A 23,030-nucleotide genomic window follows, 5' to 3' on the forward strand; every position below is an offset into this window, starting at 1 on the left:
ACTTTTAACCTGATGGTCACAATGTGCCGGCTTGCCGCCGTCACGTCTTGTTGCAAATCCCAGTGTTGGGCGCGGAAATTTGCATGATTGCGGGATCAGCGAATGCCGCGGCCTTGAGGCGGCAGGGCCAGCGGCAGCACAAGCATGCACTGGATTGTCGTTGAAGCTCCGCGGGGGTGTGTCAGGCAGGACAACACGCGACCCGATCAGACCCGAATCAGCCAGCCGCCGAAGAGCGGACCGGCGGTGTCGCCGTGCTGCGGCTCGAAACGGAAGGTCAGCCGCTTCTTGCCGCGGGTCAACGCCTGCGGCAGCGGATAGTCACGATCGATGAAGTCGATGACCTGGCTGCGGTCGACCTGCACTTCGACCGCGAGCTGGCCGTCGATGAGGATGTTGAAGCGGCCCTTGTCGCTGCCCCAGAAGCGCAGCCGCAACGCCATCGGCTGTTCGCCGCCCTGCATCTGGAACTCGACGAAGCCCTTGCCGCGCACGTCGCGGCATTCCTGGCGGCGGTAGGCGCCGCCAAACGAGGTGTCGCTGCTGAGCTTGTGCGCGTTCTCGGAAGCCTCGTTGCCAAACTGGATCATGTCCACTGCACTGGCCATCAGTGCTGCCCTCGCCTGCTGCTCGTGCTCGCGACGCGCCGCTTCCCGCGCCCACTGCTGCGAATCCATGCGCTTGAAGTACAGCGCGCTGCGACGCTCGTACTGGGCATAGAACGGCGAGAATTCCAGCGCCTGCGGCCGCGTGGTGCTGGACAGGTAGCGGCCTGGCTCGGGCAATGCGCTGAAACCCGACAATGGCGAGGCATCGGCGACCAGTGCCGGATCTGGCGCGTCATAGGGTTCACTGACCGGGCCAAGATCGGCCGCCAGCGCCAGCGGGCCACGCATCACCACCACGGTCTCCGGGTCGCCTTCGGCATGCTCCAGTCGCAGCGGCGTATCGAACGCGATCTCGACCAGGTCACCCGCCTTCCAGTCGCGCTCCAGCGCGACATAGCCGTCCGCGACCTTGCCGCGGGTCTTGCGGCCATTGAGTTTCAGGACGTGCCGGCCTTGGCTCCACGCCGGGATGCGCAGCAGCAGTCGGCGCGGCGCCTTGTCACCTGCACGGGTGACCTGCAACCGCACGCGGCCGTTGTCGGGCACGCCGCTGTCCAGTTCCAGCGCAAGATCGCCTGCCTTCCAGTCCAGCTTGGACGGGATATAGAGATTGACGTAGAGCGACTGCCCGTCCTGCCAGTAGATCGAGTCACCGAACTGGGCATGCGCCTCCATGCCGCTGCCCACGCAGCACCAGAACGAATCGAACTTGTTCGAGTATTCGCGACCACCGCCGCTGATCATCGGCGTCATGTAGGTGAACATGCCGGTGGCCGGATGCTGGGCGGCCATGGTGTGGTTGTGCAGGGTGCGTTCGTAGTAATCGAAATAGCGCGCCTGCGGGGTCCACTGGTACAGGTGCCGGGTCAGCTTGAGCATGTTGTAGCTGTTGCAATGCTCGCAGGTCTGCTCGGTCAGGAACGAGGCGATGGTGTCCGGTTGCTGGAAGTATTCGCGGTCGGCATTGCCGCCGATGACGTAGCTGTAGTGTTGGGTCACCGTCTCCCAGAAGAAGCGCGCCGCAGCGGCCGAATCAGCATCGCCGGCCACTTCGAACTGGCGCGCCTCGCCGATGAACTTGGGCACCTGGGTATTGGCGTGGTGATGCGGTAGGTCGTCCTTGCCGGCGATGGTCGGGTCGATAATCTTCTCGTGGCGCAGGCGCTTGCCCACCGCGATCCAGCGCGGCTTGCGGGTGCGCGCGCCCAGCTCGATGTAGGACTCGTTGAGCCCGCCGAATTCGGTATCGAGCAGGCTCTGCATCTGGACGTGATCGAGCGCGTCGAACACGCCGGCAAAATAGCCAGCCAGGGGCGTGAGCACCTGCAGTGCCTGGGCGTTGTCGGCCAGGGCGTTGGCATCGAGCAGACCGGCGAACAGCTTGTGCACGGTGTACAGCGGCGACCAGCTGCCATTGATGTTGAACGCACTACCCTTGACCGCGCCGCCACGCATGTCCTCAAACACGTGCTTGCCGCCGACGATGTTGCCATCGTCGGTCTTGCGGGTCAGCCCGCCGACGTAGCCATCCTTGTCCTGCGCCTGCGCACGCGCCAGCTCATTGACGATGTAGTCGACACGCTGCCTGACCTGTTCATCACCGGTCTGCGCGTACAGCTTGGACAGCGCACTGAGGTAGTGGCCCAGGGTGTGGCCGGCGATGGTGTCGCCTTCCCAGCCGCCATAGACCTCGCCCTTGGGCGGCAGGCCGGCGTACTGGAGGAAGTTGTGCAGCAGCCGGTCCGGCTCCAGTTCGAACAGATAGCGACGATTGGTCTGCAGGGAGTCCAGGAACATCGACGGTTTGAGGTTCACGTCCTGCAGCGGCACCGCGCTGACTTTGCCAGCCGTCGCTGCCGACGCATCGAGCGGGAAGCGCAGAAAGCCGGCGGCCACCGCCAGCGCGCTCCATTGCAGGAAGCGGCGCCGCGAAACCTCGGTCAACCCGGTGTGGACCGCATCGTCCATCGACATCCCCGACAGAGGGAGGTTGGGTTGGTCGCTCATGTCGGCCGACCCTGACGCGGGCAGGAGACAATCGGGCTTGAGGATGGGCGCATGGGGTGCTCTCTCGCTGACTGGATCACCCCGTCACCGCGCGGCGCAGGCACGCCATCGATCGGCGTTTTCCGACATGCCGCCACGGCGCCAGCGATGGGCCTGCATCGCTGGCGGGGCTGTCAAGGACTATCACACCGCAAACGCACCGAGGTCTTGCGCGCTGAAGCAGCTCCTGGCGCGGATTTGCGCATGAAATCGCCCGCAGACCCCCTGACCTTGCCAGCGCCGGGCATCAACGGACCGGCGCGCCGCCTGTGCAAACAGCGCCAGGGCATGTCGAGGGTCCAGGTGCACCTGGTCCTTGCCGACACCCGGAATGCCTGCGCAAAGCCGAGGTCCTGCTTGCGTGGACAGGCTCAGTCGTAGCGCGCCTGGATCTTGATCCTGCATGCAGCGCTGAGCGGCAACGCGAGTCGATCCCCGTGCGGGCCCACGGGTTGGGCAGCAACACCGGCGACCTTTACATCCTTCAAGCGCGTGCCGGCCGGCGCTCGCAAGGTGAGCCAGATCGCCTTGGGCCGCGAAGGCGGAAGCACGACCTCGGCAGTGATCAGCCGCTCGTCCGCCTCGGCGCGTAGCGATAGGCCGACCTTGCCCCAGGGTGTCGGCGCATCGGCAATCTCGATGGGCTCGCCGCTGGCCAGCCAATCGCGTGGCACGGCCCGTGCCAGGAACAAGTCATCCCCCTGGTCGAACACCAGCATCCAACGCAGCAGCAGCGGCACGGTCATCTGCGCCGGCATGCAGAACAGCGGCATGCCACCGGTGATGCCGGCCACCTCGCCTGCGGTCCAGCTGCCACGGGTGTGGGCCTGGTAGCGGTGTGCATAGAGGAACAGCAGGTATTCCTCGATCCGGTCCAGGCGCAGCAGCTGCTGCGCGTAGCCGTAGGAGATGAAGCCCAGGATGTCGCGCGCTTCGGGGCTGGGCTTCCAGATGTTGGACACGATGCCCAAGGTGGTGCCGCCGTGGCCGCGCAGGCAGTCGATCACCAGGTTGGCCAGGTCATCGGGCAGCACATCGGCCTGCAGCAGTTCGGCATAGGCACGGTGCGACCACAGCTGCTCGCTCTTGCTGGGATCGTCCTGCGACATCGCTTGGCGAAAGGTTTCCGTGGTGCCGGGCAACGGTCCCAGATAGGCCGGGCTGAGGTCATGTCGCACATCGGCGCGGATGCTGTCGAGCAAGCGCTTGCGCAGTTGCTGCGCACGCTGGCGCCATTGCCCGCTGGCACCGGCCGTGCCGGCCAGCACCGGCCACACCGCGGCGATGTCTTCCCAGCCGCGGATCGCCAGTGCGCTGTTGCCGAAGTACGGTTTCCACCACAGCGTCGGGTCGGGATACAGGCAGGCATCGGACTCGCTCCAGCCGTGGATCAGCCCATGGCCGCGATCGGTCTTTGGCAGCGCAAGGCTGGCCTCGTGCAGCTCGACCAGGATCTGCGCGGTGGCCACGATCTTGCCCTGGTGCTTGCGCAGCAGCGCCACATCGCCGGTGTAGCGCAGGTAGCGCGCCAGCAGCGACAGGGTCAAGCCGAACTGGCCGGTCTCCGGCCCGCGCATGTTGACCATGCCGTCGGGCGCGGTGTACTCGGACAGGTAGTTGTCCAGCACGGCACCGGCCTGAGCGAAGCGGCCCCATTCCAGGTTGGCGTACAGCGAGCTGGTGAACGTATCCTGGAAACCGTCGTACTCGTTGCCGTAGTAGTCGCGGTCCACCGCGCCGTACTTGGGGTATACGCCCAGCGGGCGCACCACCAGTTCGCGGGCAAACGCAAAGCGTGCCATGTCCGACCAGCTGGCATCGGGCAGCTGCAGCGCCGAAAAATCGGCCAATCGCGCCTGCCAGCTGGCGGCGAAGTCGATCAGGCCACGATAGAAATCCTCTGGCTTGGCCGGGCCACGCCGCGGCGGAAAGTCCGGATAGCTGTAGCCGTAGACGGTCTTGACCGCCACGCCGTGTTCGACCAGCACCGCGCGATGCCAGGTCTGGACCACGAACTTGTCCTGCGCGTCCACGTCGGCGAACACCAGCAGGTCATACCAGCGGCCCGCACCTGCCGGAATCACTTTGTGGACCGCCGGCATCCAGCCGCCCAGCAAGCCTTCGTCGCGATGGGCGACCTGGTCTGCATCGGCCAACTCGGGAAATGCCTGAATCGCCCGATAGGTGCGGGTGCGTCCGTCCGGATAGACCTGCATGGTGTCGTTGCCCTGCACCGTGCCCACGAAGGTGGTCCACGGCAGCCGGCCGTTGGTGTCCTTGGGGTCCAGCCGCGAGGCCGGCGGCGGCGCCGCATCGCGCACTTCATCCTCGCGTGGGTCTCCGTCGCGCAGCAGCCGGTCGGCGAGCAAGTCGGCCTGGGCCATCGCCACCTTGGCCAACGGCATGCCGAAATACGGCGGCGTATCAGCACCCCATACCGCCTCGGTGCGCTTGCCCAGCGCCAGCACGCCCTCGGCACAGGCCAGGCTCAGCACGCCCTGGGGCGAACGCTGGTCCTCATAGACCGTCCACTGACTGCCAAGATGCTGGAATTGGCACAACACGGCGTGCCCGACAAAGCCCGCCTCAGGCAGCGGCTGCAGGCGTGGACGCGGCGGTGGTACGGCTTGAGGTGCAGCGATGGGCGAGACCGCGACAGCCGGTCCCACGCCAATGGCTGCCGTGGCGACCACGCCCTGACGCAGGAATGCTCTCCGATCCATCTCCGTTCACCCGTGCAATGATCAGCCTGCATCGTGCGCAGTCGCAGCGCGCTGCGTCTTGTGGGATGGCGGTTGCAGCGACGCGGAATCGTGCACAACCTGGGCGCCAGGTCACAGACGCCGCGCAGGCGAGCAGCGCATCACCACGCGGGACGCGCGGGACATTGCAGGCCCTGACCCCTCGGGCCAGTGCGATCGCTCAAGCCCAATCGTCCAGCAGGCTACCCAGCATCTGGTCCGAGCGCGCCAGCACCGCGGCGTTGGCCTGGAAGTCGTTGCGTGCCGACAGGCTGTCCACCAGGTCGGTAACCATGCCGTCCTCGCCAGCAGGCGCAGCGATCACAGACCCGCTCACCCCGCCATCAGGCAAGGTGCTGGCCGCTACGCCTTGACGTGGGGCGCCGGGCACGACCGAGCGGGCGATATTGCCGGCTGCCACGTCCTGGCGCATCGCCGCGACCTGCATGCCGGAACTGGAGATGGACGTCAGGCTCATGGGCGCATCCTAAGCAAAGACAAGGACGGCTGCGGCGGTCAGTAGGTCCCGACGGTCACCCGTAACACGGGGGGATCGTCGCGACCGAAGTTGAGCCCGTAGTCGGTTTCATCGCCATTGAGCAGGCGCTCGAACCGCCATTGCCCCTCGACGTACCGGCCCTGCTCCACCCGCAGCAGCTTTCCATGTTGGTTATCGGCCGCCTCGCGGAAAAATTCAATCCGCGCCGCCATCCCGGTCACCAGGAATTGATCGGGCCCCTGCTGGAGTACCAGCAGCCGTCCGCCGTGGTCCTCGGTGCCGGGCAGGATCGGCGGCGCATCGCCCCAATGCGGCGCCCCGAAGGACACCTTGGCCTGCCAGGGGCCGCACACCAGCGTGCGCTGCGGCTGGCCGGGCTGCTCGGCGATGGCCTGCAGCCGGCCCTCGAACGCGGCCTTGGCCACCATGCGCTGCAACGGCGCGAGCTGGCCAAAGTTGGCGGCATGGGCGGCGATGGCGGCGCGATTGTCGGCACTGTCTGTATTGCCGTCGATCCCGAACACCGAAAAGCCGATCCCGCCCTGCCCCAGCACGTGATAAAGGAACGGCGCGGTGGCCGCCTCGAAGCCGGTTTCCGACACCCAGGCCGGATTGTCCGGCCGCGCGTACTGGCCGATCACCTTGGTGTATTCGTTGTAGTCGCTGGTGTAGATGTCGGTGCCGATGAAGTCCACCGACGGGGTGGCCGCCCGCCACAGGTCGAACACGTTGACCGTCGCCCCGCCCGATGGGTAATCCAGGCCCGGGAATTTCTTGCCCTTGTAGCGCAGCCAGGTATTGACGTACATCGGCAGCGGATAGGCGCGCTTGCCCGCGGCGGTGACCTGCTCGATGTAGTGGGCGATGCCATAGGCGTTGAACGCCTCGGCCGCTTCCGGCCCGAACAGCTGCTGCCAGCTGCCCGCCGGCTTGCCGAGCTTGGCGGCGATCTGCGCCGGCACCGGCTGGGCGAACGCGGCATCGGCAGCCGGGCCGTGGTCGCGCACGGTGCCGATGGCCCCGGGCTCGTTTTCGACCTGGACCAGGATCACGGTATGGCGATCGCCATCGATCTTGCGCAGGTGCGCCATCAACGCCGCAAACGCACGCGTATCGGCCTCCACATTGGCCGGCGCGTATGGCGACAGCACATCCACCGGCTGGCCGTCGGCATCGCGCATGCGCGGGTATTTGGCCTCGTCGCGCTTGATCCACTCGGGCACGTAATGCATCTGGCCGTTCTTCCAGGTGCCGAACCACAGCAGCGCCACGCGCAGGCCGCGCTGGCGCGCCTGTTCGACCAAGGCATCGACGTTGGTGGTGTCGAACTTGCCCGGTGCAGGCTCGAACTGCTCCCAATACACCGGCGCCTCCACCGTGTTGGCATGCAGCGCCACCACCTGGTCCAGCGCCTCGGGCAACACCGCCGGCCAGGCCGAGGAGTTGTGCAGTTGCGCGGCCAGCACCGTGTACGGAGCGCCATCGACGATCAGCGCATGGCGCCCGTCTTGACTGACAAAGCGCGGCATCTGCTCGGCGCAGGCCAGCCCAGGCAGCAGCAGCGCGGCGCATGCCAGCCGGCGCAGGAGCGGCTTCAGCGCCCAGGCGCGTTGGGCGTCGATGGCGCCGCGGCGGGCCGGGCCCGGATGACGGCTGGGCCGGAAATGACTCATCGCTGCCCAAGCCGCTCTCATCTGCCTGCTCATGATCCGCCGCATCCCAGGCGCTGCACCGGCCGCGACGGGGCCGATCAACCCGGCGCCGCCCTTGCAGGCGCCCGACAAACGCTCATTCGCCATCGTCTTCCTCCAGCTTCAACGCGCTGCTGGGCAGGCCACTGCGTGCGCCCCATTGGTAGATGAACCACCCGATGACGGCCACGCACACCGTGTCCCAGGGATGGGCGATGACGCCGATGCCACCGAAGGTGCCCAGGTACGACACCGCCATCACCCCGATGAAAAACGCGATCAGCCACGCCGAGCTGCGCACCTGACACAGCACTCGCGCCCGCCGCGCCGCATCGGACAGCTGCGAGAGCACATAGCCGACATAGATCAGCACCTGCAGGCCCAGCAGCCAGGACACCGTGGCCCAGGTGGACCAGTAGACGATCAGCGCGGCGATCATGAACGACAGCGGGCCCAGCACCGCCAGGCCCTTGACCAGGAACGGCCGCGGCAAGTCAGGCGCGCTGCGCCGCAACGCCGCCACGGTCACCGGCGCGATGGCATAGCTCAGCACCAGGGCCGCCGACACCACTCCGATCAGGGTGTCCCATGAAGGAAACGGCAGGGTCCAGAACACCGACAGCGCAAAGCTCAGCCACAGCGCAGGACGCGGAATGCCCGACTTGGCGTCCACCCGGGTCAGCGCCGACAAAAACCCGCTGCTGCGTGCCCAGCCATAGACCACCCGCGGCGTGGCGTTCATGTAGATGTTGCCGGTGCCGCTGGGCGAGACCACCGCGTCGGCCACCACCAGCGTGGCCAGCCAGCCCAGGCCCAGCGCCAGGGCGATATCGCGATACGGCAATGAGAACAGCTTGTCCATGCCGGCCCAGCCGTTGGCCAGTGCGGTGCCCGGCACCGCGCCCAGGAACGAGAGCTGCAGCAGCACGTAGATCACCGTGGACAGCGCCACCGACAGGATCAAGGCGATGGGAATGGTGCGCTGCGGATCACGCACCTCGCTGGCCACCGACACAATCGGCGTCAGTCCCAGGTAGGCGAAGATGATGCCGCCGGCGGAGATCGCCGCTTCCACGCCCGCAGCACCGGAAGGCGCGAACCCGTGGCTGGTCAGATTGTCGCCATTGAAGTGCGCCAGCAGCAGCACGATCACCAGCAGCGGCACCAAAAACTTGAACACGCTGATGATGTTGTTGGCCAGGGCGAAGGTCTTGACGCTGAAGTAGTTCAGCAGGAAGAACAGCACCAGCAGGCCAAACTGCAGCAGCCAGCCGGACAGGCTGGGATGGGTGCTGCCAGGCTGACTCAGCGTCGGGAACCAGGCCGCGGCGTACTGCCGGCAGGCTTCCACTTCGATGGCGATCAGGCTGGAAAACGCGATCAGGGTGATGAAGCCGGTCAGCCAGCCCAGCAGCGTCCCGTGCGAATACTCGGGGTAGCGCACCACGCCGCCGGCGCGCGGCAGTGCCGCACCCAGTTCGCAATACACCAGGCCCAGCAGGAACACGGCGATGCCGCCGACGATCCAGGACAGGATCCCGGCCGGCCCGGCAATGGAGGACACATGGCTGGCGGCAAACAGCCAGCCCGAGCCGAAGATCGACCCCAGCCCGATGAAGGTCAGGTCGGTGAGGCTGAGACGTTTGTGGAACTTGCCCTGTGCTGCCATGGATGTCCCCCGAGAAGTAAAGCCGCGCGTGCCCGGCATTTTTTTTAGCGCCCCAGCGCGCTCGGCTGAGGCGCTACCGGTGAAGCTCCCAGCGCAGCAAGCTGCGCGCTACCGGCTCGTGTCCTGATCGGCCCAGGGCGACTTGCCGCCCTCGGCGATGAAGCGCTCGATCCGTGCGTCCAGCACCGGCAGCGGCACCGAGCCCAGCGACAGCACCGCGTCGTGGAAGTTGCGGATGTCGAACTTGTCGCCCAGCGCCGCTTGCGCCTGCTTGCGCAGCTTCAGGATCTCCAGCTCGCCCAGGTAGTAGGACAGGGCCTGGCCCGGCCAGGCGATGTACCGATCCACCTCGGTGGTGATCTCGTGCTCGCTCAGGGCCGCGTTGTCGCGCAGGTAGGCCAGCGCCTGTTCGCGGGTCCAGCCTTGGTGGTGGACGCCGGTATCGATGACCAGCCGTGCCGCGCGCCACATCTGGTAGGTCAGGTAGCCAAAGCGCTCGTAGGGCGTGGTGTACATGCCCATTTCCTGGCCCAGGTATTCGCAGTACAGCGCCCAGCCCTCGCCATAGGCGGAGATATAGGTGTAGCGGCGGAAGTCGGGCAGATCGGTGTCTTCGGCCGCCAGCGACATCTGCAGCGAGTGACCTGGCGAGGACTCATGCAGGGTCAGCGCCGGCAGCACGTACAGCGGTCGCGACGGCAGGTTGTAGGTGTTGAGCCAATAGGTGTCCATGCCGCCGCGGCCACCGGTGTAGAACGGCGCCAGGTCGTCGGGCACCGGTTTGATGGTGAAGCGCTGGCGCGGCACCCGGCCGAAGAACTTCCCCAGGTTGCCGTCCATGGTCTTGGCGATCCAGGCCGCGTGGTCCAGCAGTTCCTGCGGGGTCTTGGCATAGAACTGCGGATCGGTGCGCAGGAAGGTCAGAAACTCGGAGAAGCTGCCCTTGAAGCCCACCTCGTCCATCACCTGCTGCATCTGCTTGCGCAGGCTGGCCACTTCCTCAAGGCCAATGCGGTGGATCTGCTCGGGATCCATGTCCTCGGTGACGAACTCGCGGATCTGCGCGCGGTAGTAGGCCTTGCCATCGGGCATGGCTTCGGCGGCCAGGGTCTTGCGCGCCTTGGGGAAGTACTCCTGGCGGATGAAGTGCAGCAGCTTGTCGTAGGCCGGGATCACGCTGCTGGAGATGGCGACCAACGCCTGCTGGCGCAGCTGGGCCTGTTCGGCGGCGGGGATGCTGGACGGCATCTGCTTGAACGGGGTGTAGAACAGATTGGCCTCGCCCTTGGCGTTGGCCACATCGGCAATCGATTGGTCGCGGCCGGTCAAGGTCACGCGCGGCACGCTGAAGCCACGCGCCAGGCCCGCGCGCATGTTGCGGGTCTGGTCGTCGAAGTAACGCGGGATATCGGCCAGCTGGGCCAGGTAACGGCAATAGTCCTCGGCGTTGTGGAAGGTGCCGCGCGCGGTGAACCCCAGGTTGGTCCAGAACGCGGTGTCGCTGTTGAACGGCATCTCCCAGGCGTGGAAGCGCTGCTGGTCCAGCAGCACCTGGATCTGCTGCTGGTAGACCTGGTAGTTGACCTGGTCCACCGCCGAGAGCTGATCCTGCGGGATGGTCTTCAGTTCGGCCATCACCTGCTGCCAGTACGCGGTGCGCATGGCCTGGGTGGCCGGATCGACCTGGGGCAGGTGGTCGGCCGGCCTGCTGTTGCCGTTTTCGTCATCGCCACCGGCGTCCTGCACCTGGCGCCAGGCCCATTCGCGCGTGTACAGCGCCTTGAAGCGCGCCGCCGCATCGTTGGCCGGAGTGCTGCCGGTGGTTGGGGTCACGGCGGCGCTCGCATCGCCGGCGTGGACGGCCAGACCGGTGCTGGTCATGGCCAGCAGCAGCGCCAAGGACAGGGGGGCACGCAGGCTCATGGAGTCTCCTTGGTGTTGGGGGCAGCCGGTGCGGCCTGGACCTGTGCGATCCACGCATCGATCCGTGCATCAAGCAGATCCAGCGGCATGGCACCGCCACCGAGGATTTCGTCGTGGAAGGCGCGGATGTCGAACTTGTCGCCCAGCGCCTGTTGCGCCTTGGCGCGCAGCGCCAGGATGTTCAGCTGGCCCAGCTTGTAGCCCAGGGCCTGGCCTGGCCAGACGATGTAGCGGTCGGTCTCGGCCTGGATGCTGGGCTCGTCGTCGGACGGATGGGCGTGGAAGAAGTCCACCATCTGCTGGCGGGTCCAGTGCTTGTAGTGCACGCCGGTATCCAGGACCAGGCGGTTGGCACGCAGCAGCTCCCCGGCCAGGTGGCCATAGGCGCTGTAAGGATCCTTGTAGAAGCCCACCTCGCCGGCCAGGCGCTCGGCATACAGCGCCCAGCCTTCGATGAAGGCGTTGTAGCCGGCCTGCTGGCGGAACGGCGGCAGCGGCAGGGTCTGGGCCAGCGAGATCTGCAGGTGATGGCCGGGCACGCCCTCGTGATAGGCGGTGGTCTCGATGTTGACCAAGGTGCGCTCGGTGGCATCGTTGGCGTTGACCATCACGATGGCCGGCTTGGTGCCTTGCGGATTGCTTTGCCAGTACTCGGCACCGGGCGCCTCGCGGCGGAACGCGGGCATGCCCTGCACGATCAACGGCGTCTTGGGCAGGCGGCCGAACAGCTTGGGCAGCTCCGGCTCCATCCCGGCGATATAGCCGCGGTAGAGGTCCAGGATCTGCTCGCTGTTCTTGGCGAAGTGCGACTTGTCGGTGGCCACCGCCTTGCGGAAGCTGGCCAGGTCCGGATAACCCTGGGCCTTGGCGATCGCGGTCATCTCGCCCTCGATCCGCGCCACCTCGCTCAGGCCGATCTGGTGGATCTCCTCGGGCGACTTGTCGGTGGTGGTCTGGGTGTGGATGGCAAACCGGTAACGCGCATCGCCATCGGGCAAGGACCACAGGCCTTCGTGCTCACGCCCTTGCGCGGCGTACTCGTCGCGCACGAACGCGGCCAGCTTGGTATAGGCCGGGCGCACCTGGTCATCGATGGCCGCGATCAACTGCGCGCGCAGTTGCTCACGCTGGGCCGGATCGGCCACGGCCTGGTCGAGTTTCTTCAGCGGCGAGGCAAACGCGCTGTCGGCCCCAGCGGGCGCTGCGATCTTGGTGATCTGTGCGGGCAGCTTTTCCAGCAGATAGCGCGGCTGGATGAGGTGGTCCTTGGCGCCCTGGCGCGAGACCTCGATCACCTGGTCGATCACCACCGGCACCGCCTGCAGGCGCTTGATGTAGTCCTGGAAATCCTTGGCATCGTCGAACGGAAACGCATCGCCCTGCCCGGCCAGCGACAGCTGGATGCCGCCCACCGGTTCCAGCGGCATTTCGTAATTCTTCAGCCGGATCGACTCCAGTTTGTCCTGCAGCTGGCCCAGCATCATCTTCAGGCTGAGCTGGCGCTGCTCGTCCAGTGCACGCGCATCGACCGCCTTGAACCGGGCCAGCAAATCGGCCGTGGCCTTACGGTCGGCCTCGACCGCCGCCAGCGAGTAGTCACTCCAGCGGTCGTTGTAGCGCTTGTCGCCAATGATGCTGGCGAACTCCGGGCTGTGCTGCAGCTGGTACTGCCACTGCACGTCCAGCAACGCATCAAAGGCCTTGGCGGCCTGCTGCGCAGAGGCCGCACTGCTTGAGACCTGGGACGTTGGCGCCTGCGCATCCGGCTTGCAGGCCGTACACAAGGCAGCAGCCAGCACGCTGGCAACAAGAGGACGGAACAGGTTCATGCACTCACTCCATGGAAGGCCACGATGCGGCCATGACAAGACCGACGAAAAACTAAAAGCCAGCGCGCGCGGTCACTGCGAGCGCGGTCCGCGCGCGCGGCCATCTAGGCGAACGGCCGGTCGATGGCCGGCGATGGCGGCGTGAACCACTGCGCACCGCGTTCGGTCACGTAGAAATGGTCTTCCAGCCGCACCCCGAACTCACCCGGGACCACGATCATCGGTTCGTTGCTGCAGCACATGCCGGGCTGCAGCAGCGTGGCGTTGCCACGGACCACATACGGCGCCTCGTGGATCGAAAGTCCACAGCCGTGGCCGGTACGATGCGGCAGGCCAGGCAGCCGGTAATCGGGACCAAGCCCGGCCGCTTCGAGCACCGCACGCGCGGCAGCGTCGACCGACTCACAGCTCACGCCCGGGCGCACCGCGGCAAACGCAGCAGCCTGCGCGGCCTGCTCCAGGTCCCAGATCCGGCGCTGCGCGTCGCTGGGCGTGCCGAAGATCCAGGTGCGGGTGATGTCCGAGTGGTAGCCCTGCACGGTGCAGCCGGTGTCGATCAGGACCAACTGGCCTTCCTGCAGGTGCTGCACGCCAGGGATGCCATGCGGGAAGGCGGTGGCATGGCCGAACTGGACGATGCAGAAGGTCGAGCCGTTGTCGGCGCCCAGCGCGCGATGGGCCTGGTCGATGAAGCGCACCAGTTCGTCGGTGCCGATGCCGGCGCGGGCGATGCCCGCCGCCAACCGATGGACCTGCAAGGTCATGTCGCAGGCCTGCTGCATCAACGCCAGTTCGGCCGCGGATTTGCACATGCGGCAACCGTCGATGATCGCGCTGGCATCGACGATGGCGTCCGCATCCAGATGCGCGCGCAAGCCGGTGTGCACGCCGAAGGCGATGCCCGGGTCCAACGCCAACTTGGTGACGCCCTGGGCGGCCATGGCCTGCACCACCAGCGCGTGCGGGTCCTGGTGTTCTTCCCACAAGCGCTTGGCGACCGGCACCTTGAGCACCGCATCCAGCGAGCCTTCCTCAAACACCGGGCAGATCAGCTGCGGCTCGCCTTGCGCGGTCAGCAGCATGGCCACCAAGCGTTCGGTCGCGCCCCACGGCACGCCGGTGAAATAGCGCAGCGAAGTCCCGGCACCGACCAGCAGCGCGTCCACGCCCTGCTCGCGCATCAGCGCGCGGGCGCGGGCAATGCGCTGCTGGTATTCATCGGCGCCGATGGCCGGTGCCAACGTTGTCCATGGCTGCAGCTGCGCCTGGGCCTCGGCCAGGCTCAGGCCACCGATCTGGCCGCTCATGCCACCACCTCCACATCGGCACAGGTCCACCGCCCATCGACCAGGCGCTGGATCCGCGCCGGGTTCGCATCGCGCAGTTCAATCGGCAGCAGCGCATCAGGCACCGCGTCGTAGCTGTGCAGCGCGGCGAAGCGATGGATCGCCGCCGGCATGCCCACCGAGGTGAAGCCTGGATGGCCGGTGCTGGGGAACGGTCCCCCGTGGTTCTGGGCCGCACTGACCGCCACCCCCGTCGGCATCTTGCTGTTGATCAAACGGCCCACGCGCGCGCGCAGGACCGGGGCGATCGCGCGCCAGGCCTCGTCATCGCCGCCGTCGGCGGCGCGATACAAGGTGCCGGTGAGGTTGCCCTGGAAGGCGCTCGCCACCGCGACCATCTGTTCGGTGCCGTCCACCCGCACCACCAGACTGACCGGGCCAAACGCCTCGGTCTGTAGCGCCTGCGGGTGGGCGAGGAAATCGCCCGCATCCACGCTCAGCAGGGTTGGCGCGTAGCGGAAGCCCGCACCCTCGCCCGCCGTGCCGCCGGCCAACAGGGCGGCCCCGGCGTCACGCAAGGTGGCCACGCCCTGCGCCAGGTGGGTCACACCGCCCTGCGAGAACAGCACCATCGGCGCGGCCCCGGCAAAGTGCTCGGTCGCCGCCGCCACGAAGGCATCACCGGCCGGGCCGCGGGGCACCACCAGCACGCCGGGATTGGTACAGAACTGGCCGCTGCCCATCGTGCAGGAGGCAAAGAACTCCTGCGCCAGCGCCTGGCCGCGCTCGGCCAGTGCGCCCGGCAGCACGAACACCGGGTTGACGCTGGACAGCTCGGCGTAGAACAGCACGCCGGCGGCGTCGGCGGCCGCCTTCAGCGCCAATCCGCCAGCGCGACTGCCAGTAAAGCCGATCGCGCCCAGGCGCGTATCGCCGGCCAGCTTGAGGCCAAGCGCGTTGTCGAACTGGTACAGCATCTGCACCGCGGCCGGCGGCAGGCCGGCTTCCTCCAGCGCCCGATGCGCCAACTGCGCCATGCGCTCGCTGGTGGCAGGGTGCAAGGGATGGGCCTTGGCAATCACCGGGTTGCGCGCGGCGATGGCCGAGGCAAAGTCGCTGCCGGCAATGGCGTTGAAGGCGAACGGAAAATTATTCGGGCCGAACACCAGCACCGGTTTGCCCAGCGGCGCCAGATGCGCGCGCAAGCCCGCGGCGGTATCGATGGTCGGGGTGGTCCAGGCATGCTCACGCACCGCCTTGGCCGCCTGGCGAAGCTGGCCACTGGTGCGCGGAAGCTCATTGCCGCGCAGGCGGGTTGGTCCAGGCAATGCCGTTTCCTGGTGGGCCAGGGCCACCAGGGTGTCGGCATCGGCCTCCAGTGCAGCGGCATACGCGTCCAGGAACGCGGCAATGCGTTCAACTGGCGCCGCCGCCAGGGTGGCGGCCACCTCGCAGGCGGCAGCCAGCGCCGCCTCGATATCGTCCGCGCCGCTGATCGGGAAGCACGGCCCGATCACCTCACCGGTGGTCGGGTCGTTTGCATGAAAGCCACCCTGGGGGGACAGACTTTGCTGCCAGCGTCCGGCCAACAGGACGGGTTGTTTCGAAGCATTCATCACGGTCTCCAAGACGGGGACATCGGCCTGGACCGGGCACGCCGGCGCAGGCATTCAACGGCGCGGCGGAGCAGGCTCCGCCAGGGCCTTACAGCGCAGGCTTGGTGGCGATGGCCTGGTCGATCACCTGCAATGCCGCGGCGCGTTCGGCACCTTCCACGACCAAGCGTGGGGCACGCACGGTTTCGCTGCCCATGCCGACCTTGGCCTGGACCAGCTTGATCAACTGCACGAACTTGGGAACCGTATCCAGGCGCAGCAGCGGCAGGAACCAGTGGTAGAGCTCGGCTGCGGCCGGGTAGCCGCCATCGCGGGCCAGTTCGAACAGCTTCACCGACTCCACCGGATACGCATTGACCAGGCCGGCGATCCAGCCTTCGGCGCCCATGGCCAGGCCTTCGACGATGGCGTCGTCCATGCCCACCAGCAGCACCAGGCGCTCGCCCAGCAGTTCCTTGATGGCGGCGAAGCGGCGGATCTCGCCCGAGGATTCCTTGACCGCCTGCAGGTTGGGGAACTCAGCGGCCAGTTCCGCGATCTGCGCCGGCAGGATGTCGGTGCGATAGGCCACCGGGTTGTTGTACAGAATGCTGGGCAGGTCGGTGGCGCCCAGCACCGCGCGCGCGTAGGCCTTGGCCTCGTGCCAGTCGGACGAATACACGTACACCGGCAGCACCATCAGCCCGCGCGCACCGGCGTCCTTGGCGGCCTGGGCCAGCCTGACCGCTTCGGCGGTGGACAGCGAGGCAATGCCCGGCACCACCGGCACGCGCTCGCCAACCGCCTTGACCAGGGTGGTGATGATGGCGACCTTCTCATCGAAGGACAGCGTGGCCGCTTCGCCCAGCGAGCCCAGCGGCACGATGGCGGTGCAGCCGGCGTCCACCAGCTGCCCGGCGTGCTTGGCCAGGAAGGCATGGTCGACGCTGCCGTCTTCATTGAACGGCGTGGTGATGGCGGGCAGGACGCCCTTCCAGAAAGGTGCATTGCTCATGGGGATATCCCTTGCGATGGATCGGTGAAGGAGTCGGCCAGCGCCGCAAGGCGGACCGGGAACAACGGCGGCCGGCGGCCGCCATCGGTGGAAAGCTCGGGCCGGCCCAGGCCCAGTTCTGCCAGCGCGGTGCCGCAGACCCGTCCTTGGCAGGCGCCCATGCCGCAGCGCGATTGCAGCTTGGCCTCGCGGCTATCGGCAAAGCCGGCCAGTTCACCCAGGGTCACGTCCTCGCAGCGGCAGACGGTGGTGGTGGCCGTCGCCAGCGCGTGCACGCGTGGGGTGAGTGCGAACTGGCGCCGCAGCAGGCTGGCGAAAGCCCGCGCGCGGCGCCGGCGCGGGGTCAGTGCACGCGCGGCCGCGTAGCCACCGGCAGCCATGTGACCGGCGATGGCACCTTCGACCCAAGCACAGTCAAGGCCGCCGATGCCGCAGGCCTCGCCCACGGCAAAGACGTGTTCGATGCTGGTGCGCTGCTGGGCATCGACCGCCACCTGCGGATGCGCGCCGACGTATTCGATGCGGCAGCCGAGCAACTGCGCCAGCTCGGTGTTGGGCACCAGCCCATAGCCGACCGCCAACTGGTCGCAGGCGATGCGCTGGCGGCCGCGCGGGCCTTCGATCTCCACTTCGCGCAAGCAGGTATCGCCATGGGCGGCGACCACTACGCTGCTGCCGCGATAGGCAATGCCCGCCAGCTGCGCGCGCAGCGCCACCGCCTGCGCCGCCTTGCCCGGCCAGCGCGCAAGTTGCAGCGCGAAGCCTGCCAATGCGCCGGCCGAGGCTTGTTCGTGGATTCCCAGCACCACCGCGCCATGGGCCTTGAGGGTGGCCGCGCTGGCCAGCAGCAACGGACCGCTGCCTGCCACCAGCACCCGCTTGCCGGCCAGCGGCCAGCCTTGCTTGGCCAACGCCTGGGCGCCGCCCGCACCGGTCACGCCGGGCAGGGTCCAACCCGGGAACGGCAGCAGCAGTTCGCGCGCCCCGGTGGCCAGCACCAGTCTGTCGTAATGCAGCTGGCACGCGCCATCAGGACCATCGGCGAGCAGCCAGCCCGGTTGCGACAAGGTCACCTGGGTCTGCGCGAGCCAGTCGATGCCACGTTGATCCAGCATGGCCAACGCACGTTGCGCCGCAGCCGGCACCCCCTGGTCGATATCGTGTCGCCAGACCTGGCCGCCCGCGCGCGGCTGCGCATCGACCAGGCCAACACGTGCGCCATGGCTGGCCGCCGCCTGCGCGGCGGCCAGCCCGGCCGGGCCGGCACCGACCACCAGCACCTGATAATGGCGGACCGGCTCAAGCATCGGTGGACACCTGCATGCCCTCGCGGGCCGGCGTCATGCACGCACGCGACTGGGCAACGCCGTCGATTTGCACCCGGCACTCGAAGCACACGCCCATGCCGCACAGGGGCGCGCGCGGCTGACCGCTGCGCGATTGCCGGAACGGCACGCCCAGCGTCGCCACCGCGGCGGCGACGCTGGCACCGGCCGGCACTTCGACCCGCTGGCCATTGACGTCGAGGCCAATCAGGCCAGGCACAACGCGCGTGGAGGTGGTGCCGCTCATGCCGCCTCTCGCGTCAGCGCGCGCGCCGGGTCGTAAGGGGCCGGGTCGATGGCCGGGGTGCGCCCAAGCAGCCCATCGATGAGCAATCGCGCGCTTCCCAGCGCGGTGGTGACGCCCAGCCCTTCGTGTCCGGCTGCCACCCAGACCTGACCACGTCCAGGCACCTGGCCCAGGTAAGGGCGGCCATCGGGCGTGGCCGGACGCAACCCGGTCCAGACCCGGAGCGCCTGCAGCCCACGCAGCATCGGCAGAAACGCGAACGCCCGCTCCAGCATCTGCCGCAGCAGCGGCATCGAGATCTCCCGATCACTCACTCCGACCTGGCGCGATGAGCCGATCAGCAGCTGCCCGGTTGGACGCGGCTGCACGTTGAAGGCCACGCTGGTGGCCGCATCGCCGTGCGCCGAATCGGCATAGCCCAGTTCCAGCAATTGGTGCCGGATCCGGCCCGGATAACGGTCGGTGATCACCAGCTGGCCCTTGCGCGGATACACCTTGAGTTCGGGCAGCAGCTGCGGCACCGCAAGGCCGCTGGCCACCAGCACCGGCCCGGACAGCCGCTGGCCATCGTCCAGGCGCACGCCATCGGCGAGCAGCTCGGTCACCCGCCGGCCGGCGAACAGTTGCCCACCAGCCTGCAAGGCCTGGTCCACCAGATAGCGCGCCATGCGCGGTGGGTAGACCACTGCCTCGCCCGGCACCCGCATGCCGCCCGCCAGGCCCGGGACCAGCGCCGGTTCCAACGCGTACAACTGCTGGGCATCGACCACCTCGGCGGCCAGCCCCGCCGCCGCTAGGCGCGCGATCTTGGCCGGCACCACGGCTAGCTCGCTTTCGTTGCGCGCCACCCACAGGGTGCCGCAGCGGCTGAATTCAGCCTCTCGCAACTCGGCATAGCGCTCCCACAAGCCCAGCGAATAGGCTGAAAGCGCCAGCTCGGCCGGATCGTCGTCCATGGCCACCAGATGCCCCATCGCCGCCGCCGTCGCCCCGCCGCCCACCGGGCCGGGCTCGACCAACGCCACGCGCAGGCCCTCACCCGCCGCCGCTTCGGCACAGGCCGCCCCGACAATGCCGGCGCCGACCACGATGAGGTCGTAAACGATCATTCCGGGATTGGCACCCTGGTCCCGATGCCCCAGGCAAACGGATCGGCCGGGTCGATCAACAGCTGCGACCGCGCGGTGACGTAGGCCTGGCCGGAGATGCGCGGGACAATGCCGCGCCCGGAGGGGGACACGCTGAAGCTGCCTTCGAACACACTGCCCAGGATGCCTTGCTGCACCCAGACCTGGCCTGGCGCCAGTTTGCCGTCCGCCGCCAAGCAGGCCAGCTTGGCACTGGTGCCGGTGCCGCAGGGCGAGCGATCGTAGGCAAGCCCCGGGCACAACACGAAGTTGCGCGCCTGGCCGCTGCCGTCCGGTGCCAGGCCATTGACTTCGACATGGTCGATCTCGCCCCCGGCCTGTCCGGTGATCCCGGCGGTCTCAAGCGCGATCCGGATCGCCTCGGTGTAGGCCGTGAGCTGGCGCTGGTGGGCCAGGTCCAGCGGATAGGGCGACTGCTCGGTGATGAAGAACCAGTTGCCGCCCCAGGCCACATCGCCTCGTACCTGACCGTAGCCGGGCACGTCCACCACCACGCCAGCCGCATGGCGATAGCTCTCGACGTTGTCGATGGTCACGCGCCCGTCCTCCGCCAGCTCCACCGCCACGGTGCCCACCGGCGTCTCGATTCGGTGCTGACCAGGCCCGATGCGGCCCAGCTGCGCCAGGGTCGCCACCACGCCCAGGGTGCCGTGGCCACACATGCCCAGGGTGCCCACGTTGTTGAAGAAGATCACGCCGGTGCACGCCCCGGGATCGCGCGCGGGCAGCAACAGCGCACCGACCATGGTGTCCGAGCCGCGCGGTTCGCAGGCAATGGCGCTACGCCAGTGGTCGTACCGGCGGCTGAAACGCTCGCGACACTCGGCCAGGCTTCCCGCGCCCAGGTCCGGGAACCCTGACAGGACCACCCGGGTCGGTTCACCGGCGCTGTGGGAGTCAATGACGTCGATCGTGTGCATGCCACATCCTCACACCTGGGCACCGGGAACGACTAGCGTCCAATCCCGGGCCGCGATGCGGAAATTCGCACAATTTCGCCGCCGTCTACGGGCCCGTGCTTTGCGCTAGGATCGTGAACTCCGCCCTGGCTGGGCAGGGTCCCCGCCGCAACGGCGATGCGTTTGGTCACCACCATGCAGCTCAACCTTCCCGCGCTGGAAATGCAGACATTGTTCGATGCACTGCCCGACGTGGTGTTCTTCATCAAGGACCGCGAAGGCCGCTATACCCATTGCAACCTAACCCTGGTGCGCCGGCTTGGGCGCAAGCAGCGCAGCGAGGTCATCGGCAATTCACCGCTGGATGTCTTTCCCCTGCCGCTGGGCGGCAGCTACCTGATGCAGGACCGCCGCGTGCTCTGCGGTGAGGTCATCGACAACCAGCTGGAAGTGCACCTGTATCCCAACCGCCTGCCCGGCTGGTGCCTGACCTTCAAGCGCCCGGTGTGCGAAGACAACGAGGTGATCGGCGTGGTCGGCGTCTCGCGCGACCTGGGCCAGCCCGACAACCGTCATAGCGCCTTCGAACGCCTGAACACGGTCATGGAATTCATGCAGAAGCGTTTCGGCGAGAACCTGCGCGTCCAGACCCTGGCGGATCTGGCCGGCCTGTCGGTGGCGCAGCTGGAGCGACACTTCCGCCGCGTGTTCCAGGTCACCCCGCAGCAGTTGCTGACCAAGCTGCGCATCGAAGCGGCCATGCGCCTGCTGCACGGCGAGGACAGCATCGCCAGCATCGGCCAGCAGTGCGGCTTTGCCGACCAGAGCGCCTTCGCACGCCAGTTCAAGGCCACCGTGGGCATGACACCGCGCGACTACCGCACCTTGCGCGGCTGAGCCGCGGCGCGTTCGGGCCGCCGGCACCAGCAGGCCGGTGCAGAATTCGGCATGGCGCCCACGCCTGGCTTTCACCTTGGCTTAAAGGCCGCGCACAGGCTGGGTGCTAGCATGTAGCCCCCTGAAAAAGTGCCTCGATATGGTCAGTTTTTTCCGCCGCAAAAAGCCCGATGACGCCTCCGGCAAGGATGGCAGCACCCGGCGCTACAGCGTGGAAGAACTGGCTGCGGCGTTTCCGGACCCACGCCCGGCGCCGCCACAGCAGGACGATCCCGTCACCGCGGTTGAGCAGGCCCGACAGGCATCCGCGGCCGAGGCACCGGCCGCCCCGCAGACGCCTGACACGCAGCGCTTTGTTCCGCCCGATCAAGGCCAGCCAGACGTCGTGACGCCCGCACCGGCGCCTCCCTCCGCTCCGCCTGCCGCGCAGCCGGAAACGCCAGTCGCCGTTGAACCGGCCGTGTCTACGACCACCCCGCTGCCCGCGCAGCCGCCGGTGGTGGCCGTCGCGCCGGCGGTGGTCGCGCCCCCGCCGGACCCGGATCCCGCCCCGGCACCGGATCCTGCCCCGGCGCCAAGCTTTGCCACCACCGAAAAACCCGCCGCCCCGGCCGGCAAGACCGGCTGGCGTGAGCGCCTGCGCGGCAGTGCGTTCGCGCGCAGCTTCGGCGGGCTGTTCTCGCGCAATCCCAAGCTCGACGACGACCTGCTGGACGAGATCGAGACCGCGCTGATCACCGCCGATGTCGGCGTGACCGCCACCACCACGCTGGTCGAATCCCTGCGCAAGCGGATGAAGGCCCGCGAGTTCGTCGATGCCAACGCGCTGCTGGCCGCGCTGCGCGCCGAGCTGATCGCCATCCTCAAGCCGGTCGCCGTGCCGCTGGCCATCGACCGCGACGCCAAGCCCTTTGTGGTGCTGACCGTGGGCGTCAATGGCGTGGGCAAGACCACGACCATCGGCAAGCTGGCCAAGCGCTTCAAGGACGATGGCTTCAGCCTGATGCTGGCCGCTGGCGACACCTTCCGCGCCGCGGCCGTGGCCCAGCTGCAGGCCTGGGGTGAGCGCAACGGCGTGACGGTGGTGGCGCAGGGCCAGAATGCGGATGCAGCCTCCGTCGCCTTCGACGCGCTGCAGGCCGGCAAGGCCCGCGGCACCCAGGTGCTGATCGCCGATACCGCCGGCCGCCTGCACACCCAGACCGGCCTGATGAACGAGCTGGGCAAAATCCGCCGCGTATTGGGCAAGATCGACGCCGCCGCCCCGCACGAGGTGCTGATGGTGATCGACGGCACCACCGGCCAGAACGCGCTCTCCCAGCTGCGACAGTTCCACGCCGCCGTGGGCGTGACCGGCCTGGTGGTGACCAAGCTGGATGGCACCGCCAAAGGCGGCGTGGTGTTCGCCCTGGCCCGCGAGTTCGGCATCCCGATCCGCTATGCCGGCATCGGTGAGCGCCCGGAAGACCTGCGCGTGTTCGACGCCGAATCCTTCGTCGACGCCCTGCTGCCCGAAGCGCTGGGCAGCGCGGCCTAGCAACAGATCGCTCGCACCCTCCCTGTAGAGCCGAGCTCGCTCGGCTGGGGCTGTCCCGGTAAAGCCCGGCCGAGC

The 23,030-nt window shown here is 67.8% G+C and carries 16 protein-coding genes; 2 read left to right on the forward strand and 14 right to left on the reverse strand.

Annotated elements, in window-relative coordinates; all coding sequences use genetic code 11:
* Positions 1-206 precede the first annotated feature (206 nt).
* From ACORQU_RS01395 to ACORQU_RS01460, 14 genes are all read right to left on the reverse strand, one after another.
* A complete protein-coding gene (locus tag ACORQU_RS01395; protein ID WP_491644903.1) occupies positions 207-2,582 on the reverse strand; it encodes a beta-L-arabinofuranosidase domain-containing protein in 2,376 nt (791 codons plus the stop codon).
* Positions 2,583-3,025: 443 nt separating this feature from the next.
* Positions 3,026-5,377 carry a Tat pathway signal protein gene (locus ACORQU_RS01400; protein ID WP_491642911.1) on the reverse strand — a complete coding sequence of 784 codons (2,352 nt, stop codon included), beginning with the start codon at positions 5,375-5,377 and terminating at the stop codon, positions 3,026-3,028.
* Positions 5,378-5,576: 199 nt separating this feature from the next.
* Positions 5,577-5,873: a flagellar basal body rod protein FlgC gene (locus tag ACORQU_RS01405; protein WP_491642912.1), complete on the reverse strand. Its 297-nt coding sequence runs from the start codon at positions 5,871-5,873 to the stop codon at positions 5,577-5,579.
* 38 nt (positions 5,874-5,911) lie between these two features.
* On the reverse strand, positions 5,912-7,567 hold the full coding sequence (locus ACORQU_RS01410) for a DUF5597 domain-containing protein (protein WP_491642914.1): 1,656 nt from the start codon (positions 7,565-7,567) through the stop codon (positions 5,912-5,914).
* A 115-nt stretch (positions 7,568-7,682) separates the two neighbouring features.
* A complete protein-coding gene (locus ACORQU_RS01415) occupies positions 7,683-9,254 on the reverse strand; it encodes an APC family permease (protein WP_491642915.1) in 1,572 nt (523 codons plus the stop codon).
* A 108-nt stretch (positions 9,255-9,362) separates the two neighbouring features.
* The gene (locus ACORQU_RS01420) at positions 9,363-11,177 is read right to left on the reverse strand and encodes a DUF885 domain-containing protein (RefSeq protein ID WP_491642917.1); all 1,815 of its coding nucleotides are present in this window, start codon (positions 11,175-11,177) and stop codon (positions 9,363-9,365) included.
* Complete coding sequence (locus tag ACORQU_RS01425) at positions 11,174-13,006, reverse strand: DUF885 domain-containing protein (protein WP_491642918.1); 1,833 nt, start codon at positions 13,004-13,006, stop codon at positions 11,174-11,176. Before ACORQU_RS01425 ends, ACORQU_RS01420 begins: the two co-directional genes overlap by 4 nt.
* A gap of 104 nt (positions 13,007-13,110) precedes the next feature.
* Positions 13,111-14,313 (reverse strand): M24 family metallopeptidase, encoded by a 1,203-nt coding sequence (locus ACORQU_RS01430; protein WP_491642919.1) that lies wholly within the window; start codon positions 14,311-14,313, stop codon positions 13,111-13,113.
* A complete protein-coding gene (locus tag ACORQU_RS01435; protein WP_491642921.1) occupies positions 14,310-15,908 on the reverse strand; it encodes an aldehyde dehydrogenase family protein in 1,599 nt (532 codons plus the stop codon). Before ACORQU_RS01435 ends, ACORQU_RS01430 begins: the two co-directional genes overlap by 4 nt.
* Before the next feature lie 88 nt (positions 15,909-15,996).
* Positions 15,997-16,902 (reverse strand): dihydrodipicolinate synthase family protein, encoded by a 906-nt coding sequence (locus ACORQU_RS01440; RefSeq protein WP_491642922.1) that lies wholly within the window; start codon positions 16,900-16,902, stop codon positions 15,997-15,999.
* Entirely contained in the window at positions 16,899-18,209 is a 1,311-nt protein-coding gene (locus ACORQU_RS01445; RefSeq protein WP_491642924.1) for an FAD-dependent oxidoreductase, read from the reverse strand. Before ACORQU_RS01445 ends, ACORQU_RS01440 begins: the two co-directional genes overlap by 4 nt.
* Complete coding sequence (locus ACORQU_RS01450) at positions 18,202-18,447, reverse strand: (2Fe-2S)-binding protein (protein WP_491644905.1); 246 nt, start codon at positions 18,445-18,447, stop codon at positions 18,202-18,204. The genes ACORQU_RS01445 and ACORQU_RS01450 overlap by 8 nt, the downstream gene beginning before the upstream one ends.
* A 23-nt stretch (positions 18,448-18,470) precedes the next feature.
* Positions 18,471-19,583, reverse strand: coding sequence for an NAD(P)/FAD-dependent oxidoreductase (locus tag ACORQU_RS01455; RefSeq protein ID WP_491642926.1), 1,113 nt, complete (start codon positions 19,581-19,583; stop codon positions 18,471-18,473).
* Positions 19,580-20,542, reverse strand: a complete 963-nt coding sequence (locus ACORQU_RS01460; protein WP_491642928.1) for a proline racemase family protein — start codon at positions 20,540-20,542, stop codon at positions 19,580-19,582. The genes ACORQU_RS01455 and ACORQU_RS01460 overlap by 4 nt, the downstream gene beginning before the upstream one ends.
* A gap of 156 nt (positions 20,543-20,698) precedes the next feature.
* Here ACORQU_RS01460 and ACORQU_RS01465 point away from each other — a divergent pair, with 156 nt between their 5' ends.
* Together ACORQU_RS01465 and ftsY are read left to right on the forward strand one after the other, a co-directional pair.
* Complete coding sequence (locus ACORQU_RS01465; RefSeq protein ID WP_491642930.1) at positions 20,699-21,418, forward strand: AraC family transcriptional regulator; 720 nt, start codon at positions 20,699-20,701, stop codon at positions 21,416-21,418.
* Positions 21,419-21,557: 139 nt separating this feature from the next.
* Positions 21,558-22,955: a signal recognition particle-docking protein FtsY gene (ftsY, locus tag ACORQU_RS01470; RefSeq protein WP_491642932.1), complete on the forward strand. Its 1,398-nt coding sequence runs from the start codon at positions 21,558-21,560 to the stop codon at positions 22,953-22,955.
* Positions 22,956-23,030: the final 75 nt, after the last annotated feature.

It is taken from the genome of Pseudoxanthomonas sp. JC1303 (genome assembly GCF_058448525.1).

Bases quoted from the DNA above. Each gene is read 5' to 3' on its own strand.
- ACORQU_RS01395 (WP_491644903.1), bottom strand. From the start codon at position 2,582: ATGTCGATGGACGATGCGGTCCACACCGGGTTGACCGAGGTTTCGCGG.
- ACORQU_RS01400 (WP_491642911.1), bottom strand. From the start codon at position 5,377: ATGGATCGGAGAGCATTCCTGCGTCAGGGCGTGGTCGCCACGGCAGCC.
- ACORQU_RS01405 (WP_491642912.1), bottom strand. From the start codon at position 5,873: ATGAGCCTGACGTCCATCTCCAGTTCCGGCATGCAGGTCGCGGCGATG.
- ACORQU_RS01410 (WP_491642914.1), bottom strand. From the start codon at position 7,567: ATGAGTCATTTCCGGCCCAGCCGTCATCCGGGCCCGGCCCGCCGCGGC.
- ACORQU_RS01415 (WP_491642915.1), bottom strand. From the start codon at position 9,254: ATGGCAGCACAGGGCAAGTTCCACAAACGTCTCAGCCTCACCGACCTG.
- ACORQU_RS01420 (WP_491642917.1), bottom strand. From the start codon at position 11,177: ATGAGCCTGCGTGCCCCCCTGTCCTTGGCGCTGCTGCTGGCCATGACC.
- ACORQU_RS01425 (WP_491642918.1), bottom strand. From the start codon at position 13,006: ATGAACCTGTTCCGTCCTCTTGTTGCCAGCGTGCTGGCTGCTGCCTTG.
- ACORQU_RS01430 (WP_491642919.1), bottom strand. From the start codon at position 14,313: ATGAGCGGCCAGATCGGTGGCCTGAGCCTGGCCGAGGCCCAGGCGCAG.
- ACORQU_RS01435 (WP_491642921.1), bottom strand. From the start codon at position 15,908: ATGAATGCTTCGAAACAACCCGTCCTGTTGGCCGGACGCTGGCAGCAA.
- ACORQU_RS01440 (WP_491642922.1), bottom strand. From the start codon at position 16,902: ATGAGCAATGCACCTTTCTGGAAGGGCGTCCTGCCCGCCATCACCACG.
- ACORQU_RS01445 (WP_491642924.1), bottom strand. From the start codon at position 18,209: ATGCTTGAGCCGGTCCGCCATTATCAGGTGCTGGTGGTCGGTGCCGGC.
- ACORQU_RS01455 (WP_491642926.1), bottom strand. From the start codon at position 19,583: ATGATCGTTTACGACCTCATCGTGGTCGGCGCCGGCATTGTCGGGGCG.
- ACORQU_RS01460 (WP_491642928.1), bottom strand. From the start codon at position 20,542: ATGCACACGATCGACGTCATTGACTCCCACAGCGCCGGTGAACCGACC.
- ACORQU_RS01465 (WP_491642930.1), top strand. From the start codon at position 20,699: ATGCGTTTGGTCACCACCATGCAGCTCAACCTTCCCGCGCTGGAAATG.
- ftsY (WP_491642932.1), top strand. From the start codon at position 21,558: ATGGTCAGTTTTTTCCGCCGCAAAAAGCCCGATGACGCCTCCGGCAAG.